This is a genomic window from Rhodococcus sovatensis, assembly GCF_037327425.1.
Lineage (GTDB): Bacteria > Actinomycetota > Actinomycetes > Mycobacteriales > Mycobacteriaceae > Rhodococcoides > Rhodococcoides sovatense.
This window is the reverse complement of the sequence record NZ_CP147846.1, coordinates 5,024,558-5,045,843: the sequence shown is the minus strand read 5'-3', so window position 1 is coordinate 5,045,843 and position 21,286 is coordinate 5,024,558. Positions and strand designations below refer to the sequence as shown.

22 protein-coding genes are annotated in these 21,286 nt (G+C 63.7%); 16 read left to right on the top strand and 6 right to left on the bottom strand.

The features are described from left to right. Positions 1-67 precede the first annotated feature (67 nt). Entirely contained in the window at positions 68-982 is a 915-nt protein-coding gene (locus WDS16_RS23530; protein WP_338888154.1) for an alpha/beta fold hydrolase, read from the top strand. A 75-nt stretch (positions 983-1,057) separates the two neighbouring features. Here the strand turns inward: WDS16_RS23530 and WDS16_RS23525 are convergent, their stop codons facing one another. Beyond that, entirely contained in the window at positions 1,058-2,278 is a 1,221-nt protein-coding gene (locus tag WDS16_RS23525; RefSeq protein ID WP_422395698.1) for an ISL3 family transposase, read from the bottom strand. Between the two features lie 188 nt (positions 2,279-2,466). Between WDS16_RS23525 and WDS16_RS23520 the strand changes: the two genes are divergently transcribed. After that, on the top strand, positions 2,467-4,590 hold the full coding sequence (locus tag WDS16_RS23520; protein ID WP_338888152.1) for an HNH endonuclease signature motif containing protein: 2,124 nt from the start codon (positions 2,467-2,469) through the stop codon (positions 4,588-4,590). A 78-nt stretch (positions 4,591-4,668) separates the two neighbouring features. On the opposite strand, the gene WDS16_RS23515 is transcribed toward WDS16_RS23520, so the two are convergent. Further along, on the bottom strand, positions 4,669-4,899 hold the full coding sequence (locus WDS16_RS23515; protein ID WP_338888150.1) for a helix-hairpin-helix domain-containing protein: 231 nt from the start codon (positions 4,897-4,899) through the stop codon (positions 4,669-4,671). A 35-nt stretch (positions 4,900-4,934) separates the two neighbouring features. Between WDS16_RS23515 and WDS16_RS23510 the strand changes: the two genes are divergently transcribed. Continuing rightward, entirely contained in the window at positions 4,935-5,831 is an 897-nt protein-coding gene (locus WDS16_RS23510) for an oxidoreductase (protein ID WP_338888148.1), read from the top strand. A 137-nt stretch (positions 5,832-5,968) separates the two neighbouring features. On the opposite strand, the gene WDS16_RS23505 is transcribed toward WDS16_RS23510, so the two are convergent. Further along, positions 5,969-6,490 (bottom strand): hypothetical protein, encoded by a 522-nt coding sequence (locus WDS16_RS23505; RefSeq protein WP_338888146.1) that lies wholly within the window; start codon positions 6,488-6,490, stop codon positions 5,969-5,971. Between the two features lie 32 nt (positions 6,491-6,522). Here WDS16_RS23505 and zapE point away from each other — a divergent pair, with 32 nt between their 5' ends. The 5 genes from zapE (at position 6,523) to WDS16_RS23480 (ending at position 10,731) form a co-directional block, all read left to right on the top strand. Beyond that, positions 6,523-7,416, top strand: coding sequence for a cell division protein ZapE (gene zapE, locus WDS16_RS23500; protein ID WP_338888144.1), 894 nt, complete (start codon positions 6,523-6,525; stop codon positions 7,414-7,416). Positions 7,417-7,714: 298 nt separating this feature from the next. Continuing rightward, a complete protein-coding gene (locus WDS16_RS23495) occupies positions 7,715-8,092 on the top strand; it encodes a hypothetical protein (RefSeq protein WP_338888142.1) in 378 nt (125 codons plus the stop codon). 164 nt (positions 8,093-8,256) lie between these two features. Beyond that, on the top strand, positions 8,257-9,348 hold the full coding sequence (locus WDS16_RS23490) for an LLM class flavin-dependent oxidoreductase (RefSeq protein WP_338888141.1): 1,092 nt from the start codon (positions 8,257-8,259) through the stop codon (positions 9,346-9,348). 46 nt (positions 9,349-9,394) lie between these two features. Then, entirely contained in the window at positions 9,395-9,802 is a 408-nt protein-coding gene (locus tag WDS16_RS23485) for a MarR family winged helix-turn-helix transcriptional regulator (protein ID WP_422395857.1), read from the top strand. Continuing rightward, complete coding sequence (locus WDS16_RS23480) at positions 9,799-10,731, top strand: pirin family protein (protein ID WP_338888139.1); 933 nt, start codon at positions 9,799-9,801, stop codon at positions 10,729-10,731. Before WDS16_RS23485 ends, WDS16_RS23480 begins: the two co-directional genes overlap by 4 nt. 30 nt (positions 10,732-10,761) lie before the next feature. Here WDS16_RS23480 and WDS16_RS23475 read toward each other — a convergent pair whose 3' ends face one another. After that, a complete protein-coding gene (locus tag WDS16_RS23475; protein WP_338888138.1) occupies positions 10,762-11,310 on the bottom strand; it encodes a ribonuclease H in 549 nt (182 codons plus the stop codon). A 96-nt stretch (positions 11,311-11,406) separates the two neighbouring features. On the opposite strand from WDS16_RS23475, the gene WDS16_RS23470 reads away from it, so the two are divergent. Genes WDS16_RS23470 through WDS16_RS23460 form a run of 3 tightly spaced genes read left to right on the top strand, consistent with a single transcriptional unit; the run spans position 11,407 to position 14,011 of the window. Continuing rightward, entirely contained in the window at positions 11,407-12,447 is a 1,041-nt protein-coding gene (locus tag WDS16_RS23470; protein ID WP_338888136.1) for an acryloyl-CoA reductase, read from the top strand. A 41-nt stretch (positions 12,448-12,488) separates the two neighbouring features. After that, the gene (locus tag WDS16_RS23465) at positions 12,489-13,436 is read left to right on the top strand and encodes a DNA-3-methyladenine glycosylase 2 family protein (protein WP_338888134.1); all 948 of its coding nucleotides are present in this window, start codon (positions 12,489-12,491) and stop codon (positions 13,434-13,436) included. Positions 13,437-13,492: 56 nt separating this feature from the next. Beyond that, positions 13,493-14,011, top strand: a complete 519-nt coding sequence (locus tag WDS16_RS23460; protein WP_338888132.1) for a VOC family protein — start codon at positions 13,493-13,495, stop codon at positions 14,009-14,011. Positions 14,012-14,018: 7 nt separating this feature from the next. On the opposite strand, the gene WDS16_RS23455 is transcribed toward WDS16_RS23460, so the two are convergent. Next, positions 14,019-14,396 carry a hypothetical protein gene (locus WDS16_RS23455; protein ID WP_338888131.1) on the bottom strand — a complete coding sequence of 126 codons (378 nt, stop codon included), beginning with the start codon at positions 14,394-14,396 and terminating at the stop codon, positions 14,019-14,021. A 175-nt stretch (positions 14,397-14,571) separates the two neighbouring features. Between WDS16_RS23455 and WDS16_RS23450 the strand changes: the two genes are divergently transcribed. The 3 genes from WDS16_RS23450 to WDS16_RS23440 all read left to right on the top strand — a co-directional run bounded on the left by WDS16_RS23450 (position 14,572) and on the right by WDS16_RS23440 (position 17,037). Then, positions 14,572-15,768 (top strand): multidrug effflux MFS transporter, encoded by a 1,197-nt coding sequence (locus WDS16_RS23450; RefSeq protein ID WP_338888130.1) that lies wholly within the window; start codon positions 14,572-14,574, stop codon positions 15,766-15,768. A 5-nt stretch (positions 15,769-15,773) separates the two neighbouring features. Continuing rightward, entirely contained in the window at positions 15,774-16,259 is a 486-nt protein-coding gene (locus tag WDS16_RS23445; RefSeq protein WP_338893586.1) for a DUF309 domain-containing protein, read from the top strand. 97 nt (positions 16,260-16,356) lie between these two features. Beyond that, positions 16,357-17,037, top strand: coding sequence for a hypothetical protein (locus tag WDS16_RS23440; protein WP_338888128.1), 681 nt, complete (start codon positions 16,357-16,359; stop codon positions 17,035-17,037). A 27-nt stretch (positions 17,038-17,064) separates the two neighbouring features. Here WDS16_RS23440 and WDS16_RS23435 read toward each other — a convergent pair whose 3' ends face one another. Next, entirely contained in the window at positions 17,065-17,838 is a 774-nt protein-coding gene (locus WDS16_RS23435; protein WP_338888126.1) for a deoxyribonuclease IV, read from the bottom strand. Between the two features lie 117 nt (positions 17,839-17,955). Here WDS16_RS23435 and WDS16_RS23430 point away from each other — a divergent pair, with 117 nt between their 5' ends. After that, positions 17,956-18,720 (top strand): ABC transporter ATP-binding protein, encoded by a 765-nt coding sequence (locus WDS16_RS23430; protein ID WP_338888125.1) that lies wholly within the window; start codon positions 17,956-17,958, stop codon positions 18,718-18,720. Positions 18,721-18,740: 20 nt separating this feature from the next. Next, positions 18,741-21,263 carry an ABC transporter permease gene (locus WDS16_RS23425; protein ID WP_338893585.1) on the top strand — a complete coding sequence of 841 codons (2,523 nt, stop codon included), beginning with the start codon at positions 18,741-18,743 and terminating at the stop codon, positions 21,261-21,263. Positions 21,264-21,286: the final 23 nt, after the last annotated feature.

The following is a 21,286-nucleotide window of genomic DNA, read 5'->3' as shown; positions in this document are numbered from 1 at the left end:
CTTGAGAAAGTCAAGTAGGTGTGTGATATTAAAGCCTACCTTGACGTACGATCCGGGAGGGTCCGACGTGGCCGACACCACCAAGAGCGTTCGACCCGACTGGGTCGACGACGATCTGTTCCCGTTCGAAAGTCGCTTCGTCGATATCGATGGACACACCATCCACTACGTCGATGAAGGGGCCGGTCCCACCCTCCTACTGCTGCACGGAAACCCGACGTGGTCGTTCCTCTTTCGCGACGTGATCAGCGCACTGTCCGACGACTTCCGTTGTGTCGCACTCGACTACCCAGGATTCGGACTGTCCACCCCAGGTCCCGGTTACCGCTACCTGCCCGAGGAACACGCAGATGTGGTCACCGCGTTTGTCGACGCCCTCGGCCTCGAAGGGGTCACTCTGGTCGGACAGGATTGGGGCGGGCCGATCGGCCTAGCCGCTGCACAGAGACGCCCCGGCGTCTTCGTTCGGCTGATACTCGTCAATACATGGGCGTGGCCGGTCAACGGAATCGTCCACTTCGAGGCATTCTCGCGGATCAACGGCGGACTCCCAATTCGCTTCTTGGTCCGGCGATTCAACCTCCTCGTCAGCGCCTTCATCCCCATTGGCCATCGACGACGAAAGCTGACCGCAGCCGAGATGTCCCACTACCGGAAGGCACTCGACACCTCGGAGCGCCGGCAGGCATCCGCAGTACTTCCCAGTCGAGTTCTCGCCAGCCGGGCCTTCTTCGAAGAGGTGGAGGCCGGCCTCGTCGGCTTGGCCACCATGCCGACGCTTGTCGTGTGGGGTGACGCCGACATCGCGTTCCGCCCCCAGGAACGTGATCGCCTGGAGGCAACCTTCACCGACCACAAAACAGTGATCGTCGAAGGAGCCGGCACCTATGTGGAGTCCGACGCGCCTGAGGAATTCGCCGCCGCCGTCCGGGACTGGGTAACCACACAGGACTCGAGCATCGCGGGTGAGCAGGACCGGTAGGTAGTTTCCCGTTCAATCGGAAATCTACTTCCGTGCAGTCAATTCGGAGTTGTGTTCGAACATTTGTGCCCCTCCTTACGTTTGTGTGGGGAGTTTGACCTCGATTCCACCGAGGTTCAGGTAGATCATCGCCTTGAGTGATTCAGCGGAATGATGACCGTAACCACGGGCGTTGATCAGCCTGATCTTCGAGTTGATTCCCTCGATGAGAGCATTCGAGATCCCTAGCTCGATTGCCGCACAGATCGCCTCCGCTTTCTTCTCGATCATGCGGGCCAGTTGTACGAACGCGATGATCCCGCAGGACCGCGCTTCCTCGATCCAACGCCGCAAGTAACGCACGGCATTGGAGGGCGCGACCTTGCGGTAGAGATCGCGGAACTGTTCCTTCAAACGCCACGCAGTCCCGACTTCGGTGTCGGCATTGATGACCGTTCGCAGCAGCGACTTGTGAGTCTTGGTCAGCCGATTCTTACCCAGCCGCAACGCTGTTCGAGCCTTGCGCCATTGGGGCGCCTGCATCGTCAACGTACGACGAACCGACGCCGCATCGGAGAACACTCGGTCCAGAGCACGGTTGACCCACTGCATGACATGAAAGGGATCCATGCATTGGCGGGCGCGCGGGACGTGATGTTCGGCGGCGGCCCGGAAAGCCGGAGACCCGTCCATCGACACCACCTGCACCGCGCCTCGTTCCCGGGCGGACTGTTGCTCGAAAAATTCCGAAAACGACTCACGCCCTCGGCCCTCGGCGATGTACACGACCTTGCCGGTGTCGTGATCGCCGACGATGGTGAGGTACTTGTGCGGATGCCGATAGCAGATTTCGTCGACACCGATCCGATACAGCCTGTCGAGCCGACGCGAATCGATCAACGCATCGACCGCCCGCGTGACGATGGAGGTGACCGTACGCCACGCACAGCGCATCAACGTCGAGACCGAGGTGCGATCGGTACGCGTCACCAGCCACAGCACTGTGTCTTCGAAGTCCCGCGTGTGTCGTGCTCTCGGCCTTGCCCACGGCACGTCCTCGGTTCGAACGCCGCAGGTCGGGCACTCTATTCGGTGGATCGAGTAGACCAGCCACACCTTGTGGCGACCGAAATCGAGATGCCGCCACCGTCTGGGCGCCTGGTCGTACGATGCGGCAGTGGTGTACCCGCACGGACACTTCGACCGCCGCGCACGACGCCGCAACACGACCTCGACGGAGCTATCTGTGATCGACACATCCGATACCGATGCACCGGGAATCTGAAGCAGACGGTTAAATGCAGTACTGACGCGCACGTGTAGCGGCCCTCCGGGTTGAGGTTGGTGTAGGAACCCCGAAATCTAGAGGCCCAGCACGTGCGCGTCCCTCATCTCACCGGCAACTCGCCGAACACTGCGTCCAACAACACAACCCACCCTGAACAGCAGAAATGGCGCCCACACAAACCTCAGGAGCGCCACATTTGTTCGATTACTGTAGAGCTATGGCACAGCCGGGGGGCTCTTCTCGTATTCGTTCCGATGCGGACAAGGCTGCGTCGGAGTCGGTGACGCGTCTAGCTGCTGCACGCCGGGCGGAGAATCGTGCCGCGTCGGTGGTGGTGCACGAAGTGCACGAGCTCTCGGAGATCCGGTTGGCTGCGGAGATGGATGTGCATCTGCTCGGGGCCGATCACGGGGATATGGAACCCAACGTCGGGCGGGCACAGCACAGCACCGAATGTGATGCTGCAGTGGCGTTGTCGTTGTCGCGGACGATGACTCGGGAGATGATCACGGTGGCCAATCAGTTGGCATGGCGCCTGCCAACCGTCGATGCGGCGTTCACTGTCGGCGATCTCGACTATTCCCGGGTGCGCACCATCGCGTTGACGCTGGTTCGTGCCAGCGACTGCACAGTGTCGGCACTCGAAGCCGATGTTCTCGCAACAGCGTTGCGGTGCAACGTCAAAGCACTCAGGGAGAACATCTGGAGACTGTGGATCAGCCATAACCCGGAGGAAGCCGCGGCGGCGCAGAGCCGGGCGGTGTCCGAGGAACGCTGCGCAGATATACGCCGTGGCAACGACGGGATCGCGACGTTGGTGTCGAAGATGACGATGCTCGAAGGCGCCGAGTGCGATGCGATTCTCGACGAACTCGCCAGGACGGTCTGCTCGAACGATCCCCGAACGAAGAAGCAATTGCGCGGGTATGCCCTGCTCGCGTTGTGTCACCGCGAAGAATCGTTGGTGTGCCAGTGCAAGACCGAATTCTGCCCGGTGGCTACAGCGGCGCAATTCGTTGCCCCGCGCCGCGCACCGCTGGTGAACATTCACATCGACCTCGACACACTGCTGGGATTGAACGAGAACCCGGCGACCCTCGCAGACGGCACTGTCCTGGACCCTGAACTGGTACGCCTCCTCGCCACCGATGCGCGCTGGCGGGCACTTCTGTCGGACATGTGGGACGCAGCGCAGGCCTACCGGAAAGAGAACTACGACGAACAAGCCGATTCCGCCGCTGCTGATTCCTCGGACAGCTCGGATTCAGGTGTCCCCGAACATACCAGGGGCACAGCAGATTCCGACGACAAAGCGGTTTCCAAGGGCAGTCCGGGCGCCGATAGGAGTGACGGCTCGGACGGCGGCGGTGTACCGCGTCGAGGTAGGCCAAGGACGGACCGAGCTGGCACCAACCCCCGCGCGAAAAGGTTGATCGCGCGGGGACGCAGCCGCCCGCCGGCACCTCTACCACCGACAGCGCGACGATCCGCACGCACCAGTACACCGACATCGTCCGCGCCCCTCGGGCAGGAAGTGGAACTCTCGGCTGCGATTGCAGAGTTCCTCGCCGCGGCGGCAGCCGACCCGACACTGACCGAGGGCATACACCCGGACGGACACGGAGGACACAACACCCCGCCGCCAGGAGCGTTGACCTACCGCCCCACAGCGACACTCGTGGCGTTGGTGCGCGCAACGTACTCCACGTGCACCTTCCCGGGCTGCAGTGTGCCCGCAGCACGTTGCGACATAGACCACATCGTCCCGTTCGACCACAACGACCCACCAGCCGGCGGGTGGACGATCCTGGAGAACCTACACCCACTGTGCCCCTACCATCATCACGCGAAGACACTGCGACTGTGGGCGTGCGCGAAACTCGACGGCAACGGCATCTACTGGCGATCCGGCGCCGGAACACACCGCATCACTCCACCGGAATATGGGACAGTGACTGTGCCCGAAAATTTCTTGCACCGCACTCGATTTCGGCGAACCACACCAGACAGAGCCGACGGCGCGGGGACTGTGCACGAAAGCACCGGCTACGAAGAGCAACCCGACGACACCCTCACCCCGGACAGTGCGACGTCGCCGTCCGCCGAGCCGCCTGAAGAACTCTACGAACCGACATGGTGGGAAACCCATATCAGCGATCAAGACAACAACTGGGGCAACCTACTCGACATCCGCACCGACGGCGATGCTCCGACCCTCGGCGACATCGCTCGGCTCACCGACCCACAAGCCCGCGCCGACGCCATCTACCTCCGCACCAAGTTCATCGAACACCGCACCATCGTCACCGAACGCGAAAAGCACCGACCACCACCGTTCTGACACAAGCCAGCGACCGATTCAGGGCAGTCAGGGGTTCAGGGCAGTCAGGGATTCAGGGCAGTCAGGGGTTCAGGGCAGTCAGGGATTCAGATCAAGGCCTTGCTCCTCCAACGCAGCCTTGACGACGCGCAGTGCTTTGGGTCCGACACCGTGCAGTTTCGCGAGCTCGGATTCGGACGCGCCCGCCAACTCTTCCACCGATCGGTATCCGGCCTGGAAGAACGCACCCGAGGCCGGTCGGCCCGTTCCTGGAGGGAAGTGTTCGACCGGTTCTCCCTGTACATCACGCTCATCGTCGCGACTCGTCATGTGCAGACTCTAGCTCTCCCGGTACCCTCGGGGCTGTGCCTGACAACAAGCAGCGACGTGTGCTCCTCACCGGCGGAAATACCGGAATCGGCTACTTCACAGCACTCGAGTTGGTGAAGCAGGGCGACCATGTGACGTTGGCGTGCCGCAACCTGGACAAAGCAAATGCCGCGGCACAGAAAATCGCCGCCGAAGCACCCGAAGGTACCGTCGACACCGCTCACCTCGACCTGGCCGACCTCGGTTCGGTGCGTGACTTCGCCGAATCCGCCCCCGACGCGGTGGACGTACTGATCAACAACGCCGGTGTCATGATGCCGGCGAAGCGGACCGAGACCAAGGACGGTTTCGAGCTCCAGTTCGGCACCAATCACCTCGGCCACTTCGCTCTCACCGGTCACCTCCTTCCGAAGCTGCGGGCTGCAGGCAACGCGACGGTCGTCACGGTCTCGTCCGTTGCCCACAAGCAGGCCCCGAAACTGAATTTCGATGACCTGCAGGCAACCAGGGGCTACCAACCACAGCGGATGTACGCCAACTCCAAGCTCGCGAACCTGTTGTTCGCTCTGGAGCTGCAACGTCGGCTCGACAAGGCCGGAATACCGATTACCAGCAACGCCGCCCACCCGGGCATCTCCGAAACCGCGCTGTACACCAGCCCCGACGGTCTCGGTAGTTCGAAAATCGCCTCGATCGGCGCATCCATCGGACTGAAGTTCATTTCCCAATCCGCCAAAGCCGGTGCACTTCCCACTCTGTATGCACTCGAAAGCGGTGGCCCAGCTTCGTACAGTGGCCCGAAGTCGCTGTTCGAATCGCGCGGCGCGCCCGGCCCCGCCAAGATCTCGGCCAAGGCACAGGACGCGGCACTGGCTGATCAGTTGTGGATTGCCAGCGAGAAGCTCACGGGAGTGGTCTACGACTTCGGGTAACAGCCGGAACAGTGCCGCCGAACGGGCCGATGAGCAGTCAAGCACCCTCCCGCGCAATAGCTTTCGCTCTGGTGAGGTCTCGACGATTCTCGCAATGACGACATTCGAGAATCACTCCAACGTTTGCGACGCCTGAACTACACCTTCCCCGCACCCGTGAGGTATGTGACGATCGGAGCCCTCACTTCGACGTGCCCGCTCCCACGACCCAACGACGCGAGTACGAGCCCTTCGCACAGCGCGACATACCCCTGCCCGACGGCTCGATCCCCGAACAGCTCGACAGCACCGTCGACCGAGAAGAGACATCCGTCGAGACGCGCGCGTGCTTCGGTATCGATGCTGGGATCGATCAGGAGGGAATGCCGAGCTCGGAGTTGGTTGCGACGTTCAACGAGAAGGTGTTCGAGATAGCGGACCGTCACCTCGACCGGTTCACGACCGAGTTGCGCGGACACACCATCGAACGACACACGCGAAGAATCGGCGATGCGGTCGATGACCGCCGACATCAGATCGCTCTTCGTGCGGAAGTAGTAGGACGTCGACCCTGCTGGAAAGTCCAGCGCGGAGTCGATGCCGCGATGAGTGAGAGCGCGAAGACCGGAATCGGCGATCACATCTATCGCTGCGTCGGCAATCACAGTTCGTCGTTCCATGAGCGCCACTCTACATATGTAGAGTCAGTCGCATGAGACCAATCGCCGCCCCGGACGCTTTTGCCGCCGAGTTCGTGCTCGACGCACGTCAGAGAGCGGCAGTCGACGTCCTGACGTCACCGGACCGCCGCGGCGTGTATCTCTGGGGTCCTGTCGGGCGGGGAAAGACCTGGCTCCTGGACCGCTACATGTCGGGCGTCGACACCGAGGCCAAGAAGCGAGTCCACTTCCACAGCTTCTTCCGCGACCTGCATGCGTCGTACTTCAGGCACGGATTCTCGCTCGAGAAGGCGCTCGACGAGCTGCTAGGGACCATCGAGTTGCTGTGTTTCGACGAGTTTCACGTCCATGACATCGGCGACGCCAGGCTCATCGCGCGGATGCTGGAGTCGCTGTTCACCCGAAAGATCGCACTGGTGACCACGTCCAACTACCCACCCGACGGGCTGCTCCCCAATCCGCTGTTCCACGATGCGTTCGTCCCGACGATCGAGTTGCTGAAGAAGCGGATGCAGGTGGTCCTTGTCGACGGACCGACGGACTACCGGACGATCGCCGGCGCCCGAACGCACTTCGCAGCGGGGACGTGGTCGGTCGCCGAAAGAGGAGGAGATGGAATCACCTTCGCCGAGCTGTGCGACGCCCCGAAGTCGACGGGCGACTATCTCACGATGATCGAGAACCGCCGCGTCCTGACGATCACCGACATCCCGCAGTTGAAGGACGCCTCTCGCGACGCCGTCCAGCGATTTTCGAATCTCGTCGACGTTCTCTACGACGGTGACATACGGACCGAATTCCATTCGCCGACGCCGCTCGACGCATTCGCCGACGGATGCGTCGGGCTGGACATCGACAGGATCGTGAGCCGCCTCGACCAGCTACGCAGAAGTAATCGCGGCTCGGACAGCGCCGAGTCCGCCTGACGAGATCAGCTCGGTGCCGCGCAGGAGCAACGCAACCCCCCGTCGACTCGTACGAGAACCTCCCGGCACGCCAGCCCCGTGCGCTCGCCACGTCCACGTCCGCAACGTACTTCGGTCGCGTGAACTCGCGGTATCCCTCGTCGGAATGGTGAGACAGAGAATAGGGAGACGCCCACAGCTGACGGCGGTCGGGGGCGACAGCAGCGGCGGGCGTCTCATCTTTCATTCGCCGCAGGTGGCGGCGTGGATGGGTCCGGAAGGAGATCTCTTTTCGACCTTCTTGTCTAGCCTTACCCTCATGTCTTACACAGCAGCGAACCACTGGGTATTCGACGGCGACGACATCTCCGGTTCACTCGATTCGGCATCGGTCGCGGGAGTGCTCGTCGCGCAGATCGTTCTGAGTGGGGCCACGTTCGAGTCGACCGCAGTCACGCGGTCGGACCTTGGATACGAGATACGGGCAATCACCGAGAAGAGCAACGACGACAGTTCGACGCACCTCCTGGTGGTTGTCCCTCGCGTGAACATCGAGAACGAGCCGGTCTCTTTCGGCGGGTACGCGGTCCTGTTCACCACCCGCGGGAACGTTGCGGGCGATCGCTACGTCCACGGCGCTCTCGAGTCCTACGACGTGCGGACACTGTCGGGTACGGCATCACTGGTGACCAGCTGAAGCCTGCGGCCCGGTTTACACACCCACCATTCGTTTACAACGCAAACGACGGTTGTGAACGAACGGTGGCGTTGTAAACGGGAGGCGAAGGAAATAGTTTGCCGACTCTCGGAGTTGAGCTAGAAGTCAATGCATACGCATGAACTTCAGGTAGGGAGCAGACCTTGCAATTCGGAATCTTCAGCGTCGGCGATGTCACGGTCGATCCCACGACAGGTCGAGCACCCACCGAGCATGAGCGCATCAAGTCGATGGTCACCATCGCCAAGCACGCCGAAGAGGTCGGCCTGGACGTCTTTGCCACCGGTGAACACCACAACCCACCGTTCGTTCCCTCATCGCCGACCACGATGCTCGGCTACATCGCCGCGCAGACCGAGAAGCTGATCCTGTCCACGTCCACGACGCTGATCACCACCAACGATCCGGTGAAGATCGCCGAGGACTACGCGATGCTGCAACACCTGTCCGACGGGCGCGTCGACTTGATCATGGGCCGTGGCAACACCGCGCCGGTGTACCCATGGTTCGGCCAGGACATCCGGCAGGGCATACCGCTGGCCCTCGAGAACTACCAACTTCTCCGACGCCTGTGGACCGAGAACGTCGTGACCTGGAAGGGCAACTTCCGGACTCCTCTCGATAGCTTCACCTCCACACCGCGGCCACTGGACGACATCCCGCCGTTCGTGTGGCACGGCTCGATCCGCAGCCCCGAGATCGCAGAAATCGCTGCCTACCACGGTGATGGATTCTTCGCGAACAACATCTTCTGGCCGAAAGAGCACTACATCGCGCTCATCAACCTCTATCGCGAGCGGTACGAGCACTACGGACACGGCCGCGCAGATCAGGCCATCGTCGGCCTCGGCGGCCAGGTATTCATGCGCAAGAACAGCCAGGATGCCGTGAACGAATTCCGGCCGTACTTCGACAACGCACCCGTCTACGGACACGGTCCGACGATGGAGGACTTCACCGAGCAGACTCCGTTGACCGTCGGTTCACCTCAGCAGGTCCTCGAGAAGACCCTGACGTTCGCCGACTTCTTCGGCGACTACCAGCGGCAACTCTTCCTGATCGACCACGCTGGGTTGCCGCTGAAGTCGGTGCTCGAGCAGCTGGATCTTCTAGGCGGAGAGGTCGTCCCGGTACTACGCAAGGAATTCGCAGCTCGACGTCCTCAGGGCGTTCCGGAGAATCCGCCGACTCACGCGAGCATGCTGGCGGAGAAGGAGACAACCGTTGCCGTCTAGTACCGAGCTCGCCGTCGACGCCTGGGAGTCGCTGTTCCGATCCCAGGTGTCACTGATGCGTCGGTTCACCGCCGACGACATCTGGGGCCCGATCAGCGTGCGTGAATACGACGTCCTCTTCACGCTCAGCAAATGCCCGACTCACAAGCTTCGACTACATGACCTCAACGACGAGATCCTGCTCAGCCAACCATCGCTGAGCAGGATGTGCGAACGACTCGACAAACTCGGCTACCTCACCCGCGAACCCGATCCGAGCGACAAGCGCGGCACCATCGTGGCCCTGACCGACGCAGGACTCGCCGTGCAGCGCGAGATCGGGCGCAGACACGCCGCCCGGATCCGGCGCTACGTCGGCGACGCACTCTCCGACGACGAACTGACGACGCTCGAGGCTCTGTGCACAAAGCTACGACTCGCTCAGCCGGCAATTTCTCGACAGGAGTTCTCATGACCGTGGAAGTCATCACCCCTCGCGAGGTTCCTCTCGGCGGACCTCGCGCAATGAACGTCCGACGCACGCTGCCGACCAAGCAGCGGACATTGATCGGCGCATGGTGCTTCGCCGATCACTACGGTCCCGACGACGTATCGCAGTCGGGCGGCATGGACGTCCCACCGCACCCGCACACCGGGCTCCAGACGGTGAGCTGGCTGTTCTCCGGCGAGATCGAGCACCGCGACAGCATCGGCTCACATGCATCCGTGCTGCCCGGCGAGCTCAACCTCATGACAGCCGGACGCGGGATATCGCACTCCGAGGTCTCGATGCCGAACACCCGCATCCTGCACGGCATGCAGCTCTGGGTCGCACTTCCGGGTTCGGCACGATTCACCGCACCCGACTTTCAGCACTACGTACCCGAGCCGGTGTCGATCGACGGCGCAACAGTGCGGGTGTTTCTCGGGTCCCTCGCCGGTGATACCTCGTCGGTCAGCACCTTCACGCCACTGCTGGGTGCCGAGATCGTCGTCGACGCCGGGGCGAGCCTGGAACTGGCAGTCGACGAGACCTTCGAGCACGGAATCATCGTCGACACAGGAACCGTCGACGTCGAGAACAGCACGCTCGAGCGAGCAGAACTGGGATACATCCCGCCAGGCTCAACGTCCCTCGCACTCCGCAATTCCGGTCCCGACGAGGCCCGAGTGCTGTTGCTCGGCGGCCCGCCCTTCGGCGAACAAGTGATCATGTGGTGGAACTTCATGGGGCGCGAACACGAGGACATCGAGGCCTACCGCGCAGCCTGGCAGTCGGGCAGCAGTCACGCAGACGGCGGTCAGTTCGGGAGGGTCGAGGGGTACGTGAGCAAAGACGGCACAAAAGACTTTCGGCTACCTGCGCCTGAGCTTCCGAACACGAGGCTCACACCCCGAGCCTGACCCGGCGAAGCCCCTCTGCCCGGACCCGCTTCAGAAGAGAGTTGCAACCTCGTCAGCGGGCGCAGGCGGGGTTGATGCAGGCTGGGTTGATGCAGGCTTGGTAGGTGCAGGCCGGTCGACCGGCTTCGCCTGCTGGGTCGACGGCGCGCCCGCTGCAATAGCCCGTGCAGCCTCGCCCGCGAGGGCATCCGCTGCCTCGTTGAAGTGATTGCCCACATGCCCGCGGACCCAGCGGAATCGAACCGGCCCTGTGCGCTCGCTGATCGCCGTGTCGATGCTCTTGACGAGATCGAGGTTGCGTACCGGCGTACCGCCAGCAGTCTTCCATCCCTTGCGCTTCCACCCGGGCAGCCATTCCGAGGCGCACTTGATGGCGTACTGCGAGTCGGATTCGATGAGCAACGGTTCGTCACCGGGATGCGCGAGAACCGCCTCGAGCAGCGCACGCAATTCGGCGACCTGATTGGTCCCCGAGGGTTCGCCGCCGGAGTTGCTCGGACCTGTGTGGTTGACCCAGGCCCAGCCGATGGCTCCACCCGGATTGCGCAGACACGAGCCGTCAGTACTCACGATGATCACGGAACAGGACCATACGTCCCTACACCGACAAACAACAGCCGCCGCGCTCGAATAGGTAGTGTGGGAATGCATCCGAGATCGGAAGGACACCCATCAGTGACCAGTGCCGTGGCAGAAGCAAATGCCGTGCAACCGTCGTTCGCCGCGCTCGTAGCGCGTGATTCCGACGGAATATCTCTCGCCCGCGAGACCGTCGACGCATCGTTTCTCCCGACAGTCTCCGGCCCGTCCGTCACCATCGCGGTCGAGTACTCGTCGGTCAATTTCAAAGACGCCCTTGCGATCACACCCAATGGTGGCGTGGTCCGCGAGTACCCCATCGTTCCCGGAATCGACATCGCCGGAACCGTCGTCGAATCGACGAGTGCGGACGTGGCAGTGGGTCAGCGAGCCGTCGCGCATGGGTACGACATCGGGACCGCACAGCATGGTGGCTACGCCGAATACGCGCGGGTACCTGCGGAGTGGGTAGTCCCGCTGTCGACACTGACGACGCGCGAGGCAGCAGCGATCGGAACCGCCGGCTTCACCGCTGCAATGAGCGTTCTGGCTCTGCGCGACGCCGGGGTCACCCCATCCGACGGCCCGATCCTCGTGACGGGCGCCAGCGGCGGCGTCGGGACCGTCAGCGTCGACTTGCTGTCCGCCGCCGGATTCTCGGTTCACGCTTCGACCGGGAAGGAACACGCCGCCGACCTCTTGGCCGGCCTGGGTGCACACGCGGTCATCGGCAGGTTGCCGGAGGACCCCGAAGCAAAGCCCCGGCCGCTCGGTCGCGCCGACTGGGCAGGAGCCGTCGACTGCGTAGGCGGCAAGACGCTCGCGCACGCGCTCAGCACGGTTCGCTACGGCGGCGCCGTCGCGGCGAGCGGACTGACCGGAGGCGCCCAGCTGTCGACGACTGTGTTGCCGTTCATCCTGCGTGGCGTCTCGCTGCTGGGGATCGACTCGGTTCAGCTCCCGATCGACAAGCGTCGGGCAATCTGGCAGCAGTTGGAGACCGACCTGCGGCCTCAGCGCCTCGACGCACTCACTACCGAGGTCGCCGTCGCCGATGTCCGTGGCACGCTCGACAACATCGCCCAGGGTCGGGTCACCGGCCGAACGGTGGTCGCCGTGGCGGGTGGCTTCGACTAGAACGGGACCTGTCGGGGGCAGGCATTAGGCTCGTCTCCACGATGTGGTCGTCCAGTCCTGCTACTCCCGGCGCTCTCGACTCGGTCTCGGTGGTGCTCGAATCCGAGCGTCCGCTCGACGTCGGCATGAGTCTGTCGGGCCTGCGTCGAGGTCCCGGTGATCCCACCTATCAACGCGACGACGCCGGCAGCGTGTGGCGAGCGTCGCGGCTGCCGTCCGGGCTCGTCACCTATCGACTCACACAGACGACTCGATACTCCGTCCGATGCACGGCCTGGGGCGACGGCGGCGCCGAGTTCACCGACATGGTGCCCGCGCTGCTCGGTTGCGACGACGACGCCTCGGGCTTCGAACCCGAGCATCCGACGCTGAAGGAAGCTCACCGCCAGTTCCCACACCTACGGCTCGGCCGGACGGGGCTTGTCATGGAAGCGCTGGTTCCGGCGATCCTCGAGCAACGTGTTCACGGGGTGTCCGCGTTCTCGTCGTGGCGCACGCTCGTCACCAAGTTCGGCGATCGCGCACCGGGTCCGACGCCTCGGCCCATGTTCGTGCCGCCGACCCCTGATGTGTGGCGGCGCATCCCGTCGTGGGAATACCACCTGGCCAACGTCGATCCGGCGAGATCGAAGACCATCGTGCGGTGCGCGCACGTTGCCGGCCGCCTCGAGCAGACCACTTCCATGTCCTACCCGGACGCGACGAGACGGCTACGAGCCGTCCCCGGCGTCGGTATCTGGACCGCTGCCGAGGCGGCGCAGCGCGCACTCGGCGATCCCGACGCCCTGTCGGTGGGCGACTATCACCTCGCCTCCGTCGTCGGCTGGTCTCTGCTCGGCCGGCCCCTCGACGACGAAGGAATGATCGAGTACATGAAACCCCTTGCTCCACATCGGTTTCGAGCTGTTCGCCTTCTTCAGGTGAGCGGGAAGGCGATCAAGCCCAAGTTCGGCCCTCGAACTCCACTCGTCGACCACACCCGACACTGACGACCGAGCGGCAATCGGTGTACTCTTTAAGTTGAAGATTCAACTTAGGAGATGCAATGGCCATTCAACGGCTCAACCACGCAGTTCTGTACGTACGCAACGTCGAGGCGTCCGTCGCGTTCTATACCGACGTGCTCGGCTTCCGCGTCAAGCTGCGCATGGGTGCGGGAGCGGCCTTCCTCCAGGCGAACGCCAGTACCAACGATCACGATCTTGGCCTGTTCCAGCTCGGCGACAACGCGCGCCCGAGCGGAGCCGGACGCGAGACCGTCGGGCTCTACCATCTGGCGTGGGAGGTTCAGACCCTCGCCGACCTCGCCGACCTCTCGCAGAAGCTCTCCGCCGCAGGCGCTCTCGTCGGCGCGTCCGATCACGGATCCACGAAGAGTCTGTACGGCAAGGATCCCGACGGCATCGAGTTCGAGATCGTCTGGCTCGTACCACTCGACCTCCTCGACGAGGCGACCATCGAGGCCAGCTCTTCGATTCAGCGTCTCGATCTGCAGAAAGAGATCGACCGCTACGGCCTCGACACTCCCAGCGGCGTCGGAGTCTCCAGCCCGGCAGGAGTCTGAGCAAGGCCTACCGAGGTGTCCGGCGGAATCTGAGCCGGAGTTTCGCCTTGATGAGATGGATGGTGCCGTCGGGAACGAGGAATGTTTCCTCGACCGCGACAGTCACTATCCGCTTCCGTCGGAGTCCGGCGTCGATGAGGAACGTCGCCCGGACGGTGTCGCCGGACTCGGTGAATTCGATGTCGCGAATGGCGAGGATCGCGTGATAGTAGAAGGCGTTGTCGAGCCCCTTGGCCAGGCCAGGACCGGAGGATCCCGTCGTGATGCCGTTCTCGATACGGCGCGCGCCCGGGGCGAACTTCACCGCACTGGAATCGTGCGACGCGAGCGCATCGATGTACTCGCGGACGACGGCCTGCCGCGGACTGTCCACCAAGTTGCTCACCGCAGAAACCCTAGTTCGAATACATCACACTGGGAACAGATCGGGCGACCTCGTTGCTGACTGCTAGGTGAGCCATGCCCCGGAACAGACCGCACCCGACGTCCGAACCGCCGAGCACAGCGCCGTCGAGAACAGCACCGTCGAGCGAGACTCCGCACCGACCGCTGGTGAACGCATGAGGGTCATCCTCGTACTCGGTGCGCTCATTGCCCTCGGTCCGCTGACCATCGACATGTACTTGCCTGCGTTGCCCTCGATCGTCGACGATCTCGACTCGTCGTCCGCGGCTGTCCAGCTCACCCTGACGGGTACCTTGATCGGTCTGGCTCTGGGCCAGTTGATCATCGGCCCGCTGTCGGACATCGTCGGCCGACGCCTGCCACTGATCTCGGGGACCGCAGTCCACATCGCGGCGTCGTTGCTGTGCGCGATCGCGCCCAACGTGGCCGTGCTCGGCCTCTTCCGTGGCCTGCAGGGCCTCGGTGCCGCAGCCGCGGCCGTCGTCGCGATGGCCGTGGTTCGCGACCTGTTCACCGGCCGCGCAGCTGCCACAGTCCTGTCCCGGTTGATGCTGGTCATGGGCGTCGCACCGGTTCTTGCTCCATCCCTCGGCGGTGGCATCCTGCTCGTCGGATCGTGGCGCTGGGTGTTCGGCGCGCTGACAATCCTCGGTGTTGCGCTGCTCGTGCTCGCCGTGTTCTCACTCCGGGAAACGTTGCCTCCCGAGCGTCGCCGCGGTCGCGGGTTCATGCCGGTCGTCCGCACGTACGGCGGCCTGCTACGCGACCGACAGTTCGTGGTGCTCGTTCTCGTCGCGGCCCTCGCGATGTCGGCACTGTTCGCCTACATCGCCGGATCGTCGTTCGTTCTACAGGAAGAGTTCGGGCTCAACGAGCAGCAGTTCGCCATCGTATTCGCGCTCGGCGCCATCGCCCTGATCGGTGCATCTCAATTCAACGTCCTGTTGCTCGGCTACTTCACGCCAGTGCGCATCGTCATTTCCGCTCTGTCGGGCGCCGTAGTCGCAGCATTGGTGATGACCGTGCTCGCGGTCGCCGGTATCGGGGGCATGATCGGATTTCTCGTTCCGCTGTGGTTCGTGCTCGGCGCCGTCGGATTGGTCATGCCGAACGCGCCGGCTCTCGCGCTCTCGCGCCACGGTGAAGCCGCAGGCACCGCAGCCGCACTCCTCGGAGCAGCGCAGTTCGGCCTGGGCGCCATCATCGCCCCGGTGGTCGGCGCGCTGGGCAACGACAACGTGGCAGTATCGGTGACGATGGTCGGAGTCTCTGCAGTCGCCCTCGCTGCCCTGATTGCGGTGACCGTCACCTCGGCCAAGAACACTCGAGCATCGACTACCTCCGGGGTGTGAGCTATTTGTCGGAACGCGAACGCGATCCCTTCGGCAAGCCACTGAACGGACGCCCCCGCGACGGCCTGGGGCGGCCGTTACCTCGGGGCGCCGACGGAGTCGAACGCATTCCCGACGATCTGCGATTGCCACCCGACGAGTCGATCGTCCGAGCGCAACAGCTTCTCGACGACGGAATGCCCTTCCATGCCCACGAGATTCTGGAAGGGACGTGGAAGGACTCTCCGGAGTCGGAGCGGGCGCTGTGGCAAGGACTTGCCCAGCTCGCTGTCGGTCTCACCCACCTCCTCCGCGGCAACGACGTCGGCGCGGGGTCGTTGCTCCGACGCGGTCATGACCGCATACAGAGCTACGCAGCCAATCCACCGCACGGTCTCGACGTCGCAGGACTTCTCGACTGGTCCGAAGCTCTGCTCGGTCAGCTCGACTCCGGCCACGTCCCACAATCGCCGACCGTTCCTCGTCTGGCTCGCTCGATCACCGGCGTCTGACCACCCCTGCTGGCCCAACGAGCGGGCTGCCGCTACAGTGGCGAAGGTTAGGTAAGGCTTGCGACACACAGCGTGCGACACAGGGTGGTGACGGACAGTGAATGCGGCAGTGACAGCGACGTCGGCAGTAACAGCGGCAGCAGCGCAGGTTCCGTACTGGGTCGCGGTACTGACGCCGGAGGAACGCTCTTTCGGATCGCGCCGCACCGATCCCCGGATCGACACCGTCGACTCGTCCGTCGTGACCACCGTTCGCACCCAGTGGACGGGTGCAGACCTACCCAACTCGACGACCCTCCTCGCTGTGCTCGCCGACACCGTCGGATCCTGGCAGAGCGACCGATGCCGTAGCTGCGCGTCCGGCGTCCTCGTCGACATCGAGAGCAGTCCGAGTACCTACTTTCCGGTGCGGTTGCCTACCAGGGGGCATGTCGCGACCCTCATCGAAGAAGTTCGACGGCGAATCGCCGGAGCCCCCAACGGTGGATCCGACTACAGGACCGTCAAGAACACGCTGAATTCCCCTGCGCTGGACCGGAAGCAAGGCGCTCAGATTGCGTTTCGCTACGGCACCGAAACCACGACGGACGACAACACCACGATTCCCGACGACAGCGAACCGCTGACCCACAGCCTCACGGTCACGTGCGACACGACCGTCGTCGACGGGGTCACCATGGTCGACACCGACTTTCGGTGGAACTGCCGGATCTTCACCCGCGCCGACGTCGACGACTTCGAACGCTTCTGGGAGAAGACGATCTCGGTGTTCGTCTAACGATCTTTCAAGAACTGCACTGCTCCTTCAAGAACTGCACTGCTCCTTCAAGAACTGCACGTCGGCTGCGAGGCCTTCCTCGGGAGTCTCGAGGATCACCGGTGCACCGGAGGCTTCGGCCACTGCCGTCAGCACCTCGGCGTCGATCGTCCCGTCGGCCAGGTTGGCGTGCCGGTCTCGCGCCGAGTCGAACTCGTCGCGCGAGTTGTTCAGATGGACCAGATCGATCCGGCCGGTGATGGCCTTGATCCGATCCACGACGCCGACCAGTTCCTCGCCCCCTGCCCAGGCGTGGCACGTATCGAGGCAGAAGCCGGCACCGAACTCACCTACCGCATCCCACAGCCGAGCGATGTCGTCGAAGTGACGTGCCATCGCGAAGTCACCGCCCGCAGTGTTCTCGATGAAGATCGGCACGCCGAATCCACCGTCGTCGGCCTGACGTTCGAACAGCTTGCGCCAGTTGTCGAATCCCTTCGCGGTGTCCTCACCGTCGCGCACATGCCCGCCGTGTACGACCAGTCCGATCGCCCCGACATCGGCAGCTGCCGCCGCTTGCTCGATCACGGCCTTGCGTGAAGGTATGCGAATGCGGTTGTTGAGGCTCGCAACGTTGAGGACGTAAGAACTGTGCACGACGACGTCGACGTCACTGGCTTTCAGTTCCTCGCCCTGGGGGTGCGGCGTCAGCTTGTTCCACTTCTGAGGGTCGGTGAGGAACATCTGGACGAAGTCGACCCCGAGGGCCGACGCCGAACCGAGCGGGTCGGCACTGTCACGAACGTGAGCTCCGATGCGCATCACTCCATACTAGGAGGCCGTCACGACACTGGAAGCCCCCCACGACACTGAGAGCCCCGTACGAAGTCAGGGTGTCCCCGGATAGTGGAGCATCGAAAACACTGAAACACTGGCAGCATGACTGATATCGCGCTCCCGGGTCGCTCCGCGGGCTCTGCTCCTGCCGCCAGTGCGAAAGCACTCACCAAGACGTACGGCACAGGAGACACGCAAGTTCACGCCCTGCGGGACGTCAGCGTCGAGTTCGAACGCGGCGAGTTCACCGCCATCATGGGCCCGTCCGGATCGGGAAAGTCGACACTGATGCATTGCCTCGCCGGTCTCGACAGTGCAACCTCGGGGACCGTCACGATAGGCGATACCGAGCTGACGAACCTCACCGACAAGCAGATGACCGGACTCCGAAGGGACCGGATCGGTTTCGTGTTCCAGTCGTTCAACCTGGTGCCCACGCTGACGGCGCTGGAGAACATCACCCTTCCGCTCGACATCGCCGGACGCGAACCCGACCAGCAGTGGCTCGACACCGTCGTCGACCGACTCGGCCTGCGTGATCGACTCGATCATCGCCCCTCAGAGCTGTCCGGTGGCCAGCAACAGCGTGTGGCCTGCGCACGGGCACTTGCCGGACGTCCTGACATCGTGTTCGGGGACGAGCCGACGGGCAACCTGGATTCACGCTCGTCGGGCGAAGTACTGGGCATTCTGCGCGCGGCAGCGGACGAATTCGATCAGACGGTAGTGATCGTCACCCACGATCCACGCGCCGCCAGTTTCGCAGACCGCGTGGTGTTCCTCGCCGACGGCGCGGTCATCGACCACCTCGCGAACCCCACTGCGGAGACCGTACTCGACCGCATGAAACAGCTGGAGACGGTCTGACCATGTCCACGCCCAATCCTATGCGCAAGGTCTCGCTGCGGAACCTTGCCGCACACAAGGTGAGACTTGCGCTCACCGTCCTGTCCGTCGTCCTCGGAACTGCCTTCGTCGCAGGCTCTTTCGTGTTCACCGACACGCTGCAGCGAACGTTCTCCTCGATATTCTCCGACACCGCCCAGGGCGCCGACGTCCGAGTCAGCGCCGAGGATGCCCGCTCGATCGGCGTTCCGACCTCGGACGCCGCGGTCATCTCCGCACTGCCCGACGTCGCCGCCGTCGTACCGTATGTAGGCGGACAGATCGTCGTCCTCGACGAGTCCGGCGCTGCTGTGCAAACCGGCGGCGCGCCGACTATCGGCGAGTCGTACATCCCGGCCGACCGCAGACTCGGCGACGACTCCGTGTTCGTGGCCGGTACCGCCCCGTCGGCGCCCGGCGAGGTCGTGATCAACGAAGGCGGGGCAAGTCGGTCGGGACTCGGCGTCGGCGACAAGACTCAGGTGCTCGTGCCGTCGAAGGGCACGATCGATGTCACCGTCACGGGAATCTTCGACACAGCTGTCGAGTCCGGCGGTTACATCGGTATCCAATTCTTCGAGAGCCAGGCGAACGAGCTGTTCTCCGATGGCAGCCACGTCCAGTACTACGACGTCGCGGGCAAGGACCTGGCCGGAAGCGGGAAAAGTCAGAGCGATCTGCGCGACGAGATCGCCGCGGCACTGCCCGACGCGAAGGTACAGACCGCCGACGAAGTACGCGAGGAGGCGCAGGCCGAGATCGAGCAGGCGCTGTCCTTCGTGAACTACTTCCTGCTTGCGTTCGGTGCAATCGCCCTTCTGGTAGGCACATTCATCATCTACAACACCTTCTCGATGATCGTCGCCCAACGTGTTCGTGAGCTCGCACTACTGCGCGCGATCGGAGCGAGCCGCGGTCAGGTCAGTCGGTCCGTGGTGTTGGAGGCGCTCGTCGTCGGTGTGATCGGGAGTGCGATCGGCTTCGCCGGTGGCGTCGGGCTCGCGTATGGACTGCGCGCCCTGCTCAACGCATTCGATCTCGGACTACCTGGCGGCACCCTCGCTCTCGAACCACGAACGGTGATCGTGTCGTTCGTGGTCGGCATCGTCGTGACAGTGCTGAGTGCTTACGCTCCGGCGCGCCGGGCAGCCAAGATTCCGCCCATCGCGGCCATGCGCGAGGAGTTCGCCTCCGCTGGTGACAGCCTGCGAACCCGCACGCTGGTCGGCGTCGGGATCGGCGCACTCGGGGCCGCAGCTGTAGTGGTCGGCGCACAGTCGACGGGCGGTGCGGCCGCCGCCACCGTTGGAGCAGGCGCCGTCGCCGTCATCGTCGCGGTCGCACTGGCGGCACCGTCCCTGTCGCGGCCGATCGTCGGCGCACTCGGCTCGATACTGACACGCCCGTTCGGGGCGATCGGGCGTCTCGCCCGCACCAACTCGGTCCGCAATCCCAGGCGCACCGCAGCGACGGCTTTCGCTCTGATGCTCGGACTGATGTTGGTCTCGGTCATCGGGGTGCTCGGTTCGACGGCCAAGGCGAGCGTGGATGCGCTCGTGGACAACGGAATCGAAGCCGACTACATCTTCAGCGGTCCGCCCGCCATCGGCGTTCCCACCGGCGCAGGCGAGGCTGCGCGCTCGGTGGCCGGTGTCGATCGCGTCGCAATCCTCCATCCGGTGTCGGTGGACATCGACGACGAGCCGGCGTTCGGCGTCGCGCTCGAAGGAAGCCCGGACGGATTGTTCGACAGCGTCGTCGTCTCGGGTTCTCCCGACCTGACCGGGGACAGCATGGCCGTCTCGCAGTCCGCATCGGCGAGCGAGGGATGGAACCTCGGCAGCGTCGTCGACATGACCTCGGTCGACGGCCAGCAAGTTCCCGTGACAGTGACCGCAATCTACGAGGACAGCCCACTCGTCGGGGACTGGATGATCTCCAACGAGGTCTATCAGGCAGTGACGCCGAGCATCGTCCGGTCCGACATCGTGGTCCTCGTCGGTGCTGCACCGGGAACCGACCTCGATACCTTGCGTACCGACCTCGAAACAGCAACCAAGCCTTTCGTCGTCGTGCAGGTTCAGGACCGCGAGGAGTTCAAGGGCGCGCAGAGCCAGCAGATCGACACTCTGCTCGCCGTTCTCTATGGTCTCCTTGCACTCGCGGTTGTCATCGCCATCCTCGGCATCATCAACACGCTCGCCTTGTCCGTCGTCGAACGACGACGCGAGATCGGGATGCTCCGCGCGGTCGGCATGCAGAGGCCTCAAGTTCGGCGCACCATCTACCTGGAGTCTCTGCTCATCGCACTGTTCGGTGCGATCGTCGGCCTCGCTCTCGGCATCGCCTTCGGCTGGGGATTCGTCAGGACCTTGCGCGACGAGGGACTGAGCACACTCACGATTCCGTGGGGGCAGATGAGCGCAATGCTCGTCGGATCCGCCGTCGTCGGCGTGCTCGCCGCACTGTGGCCGGCAGTTCGCGCGGCCCGAACCGCACCTTTGGAAGCAATCAGCGAAGCCTGAGTGTCCGGCGCAACTTCTCGATT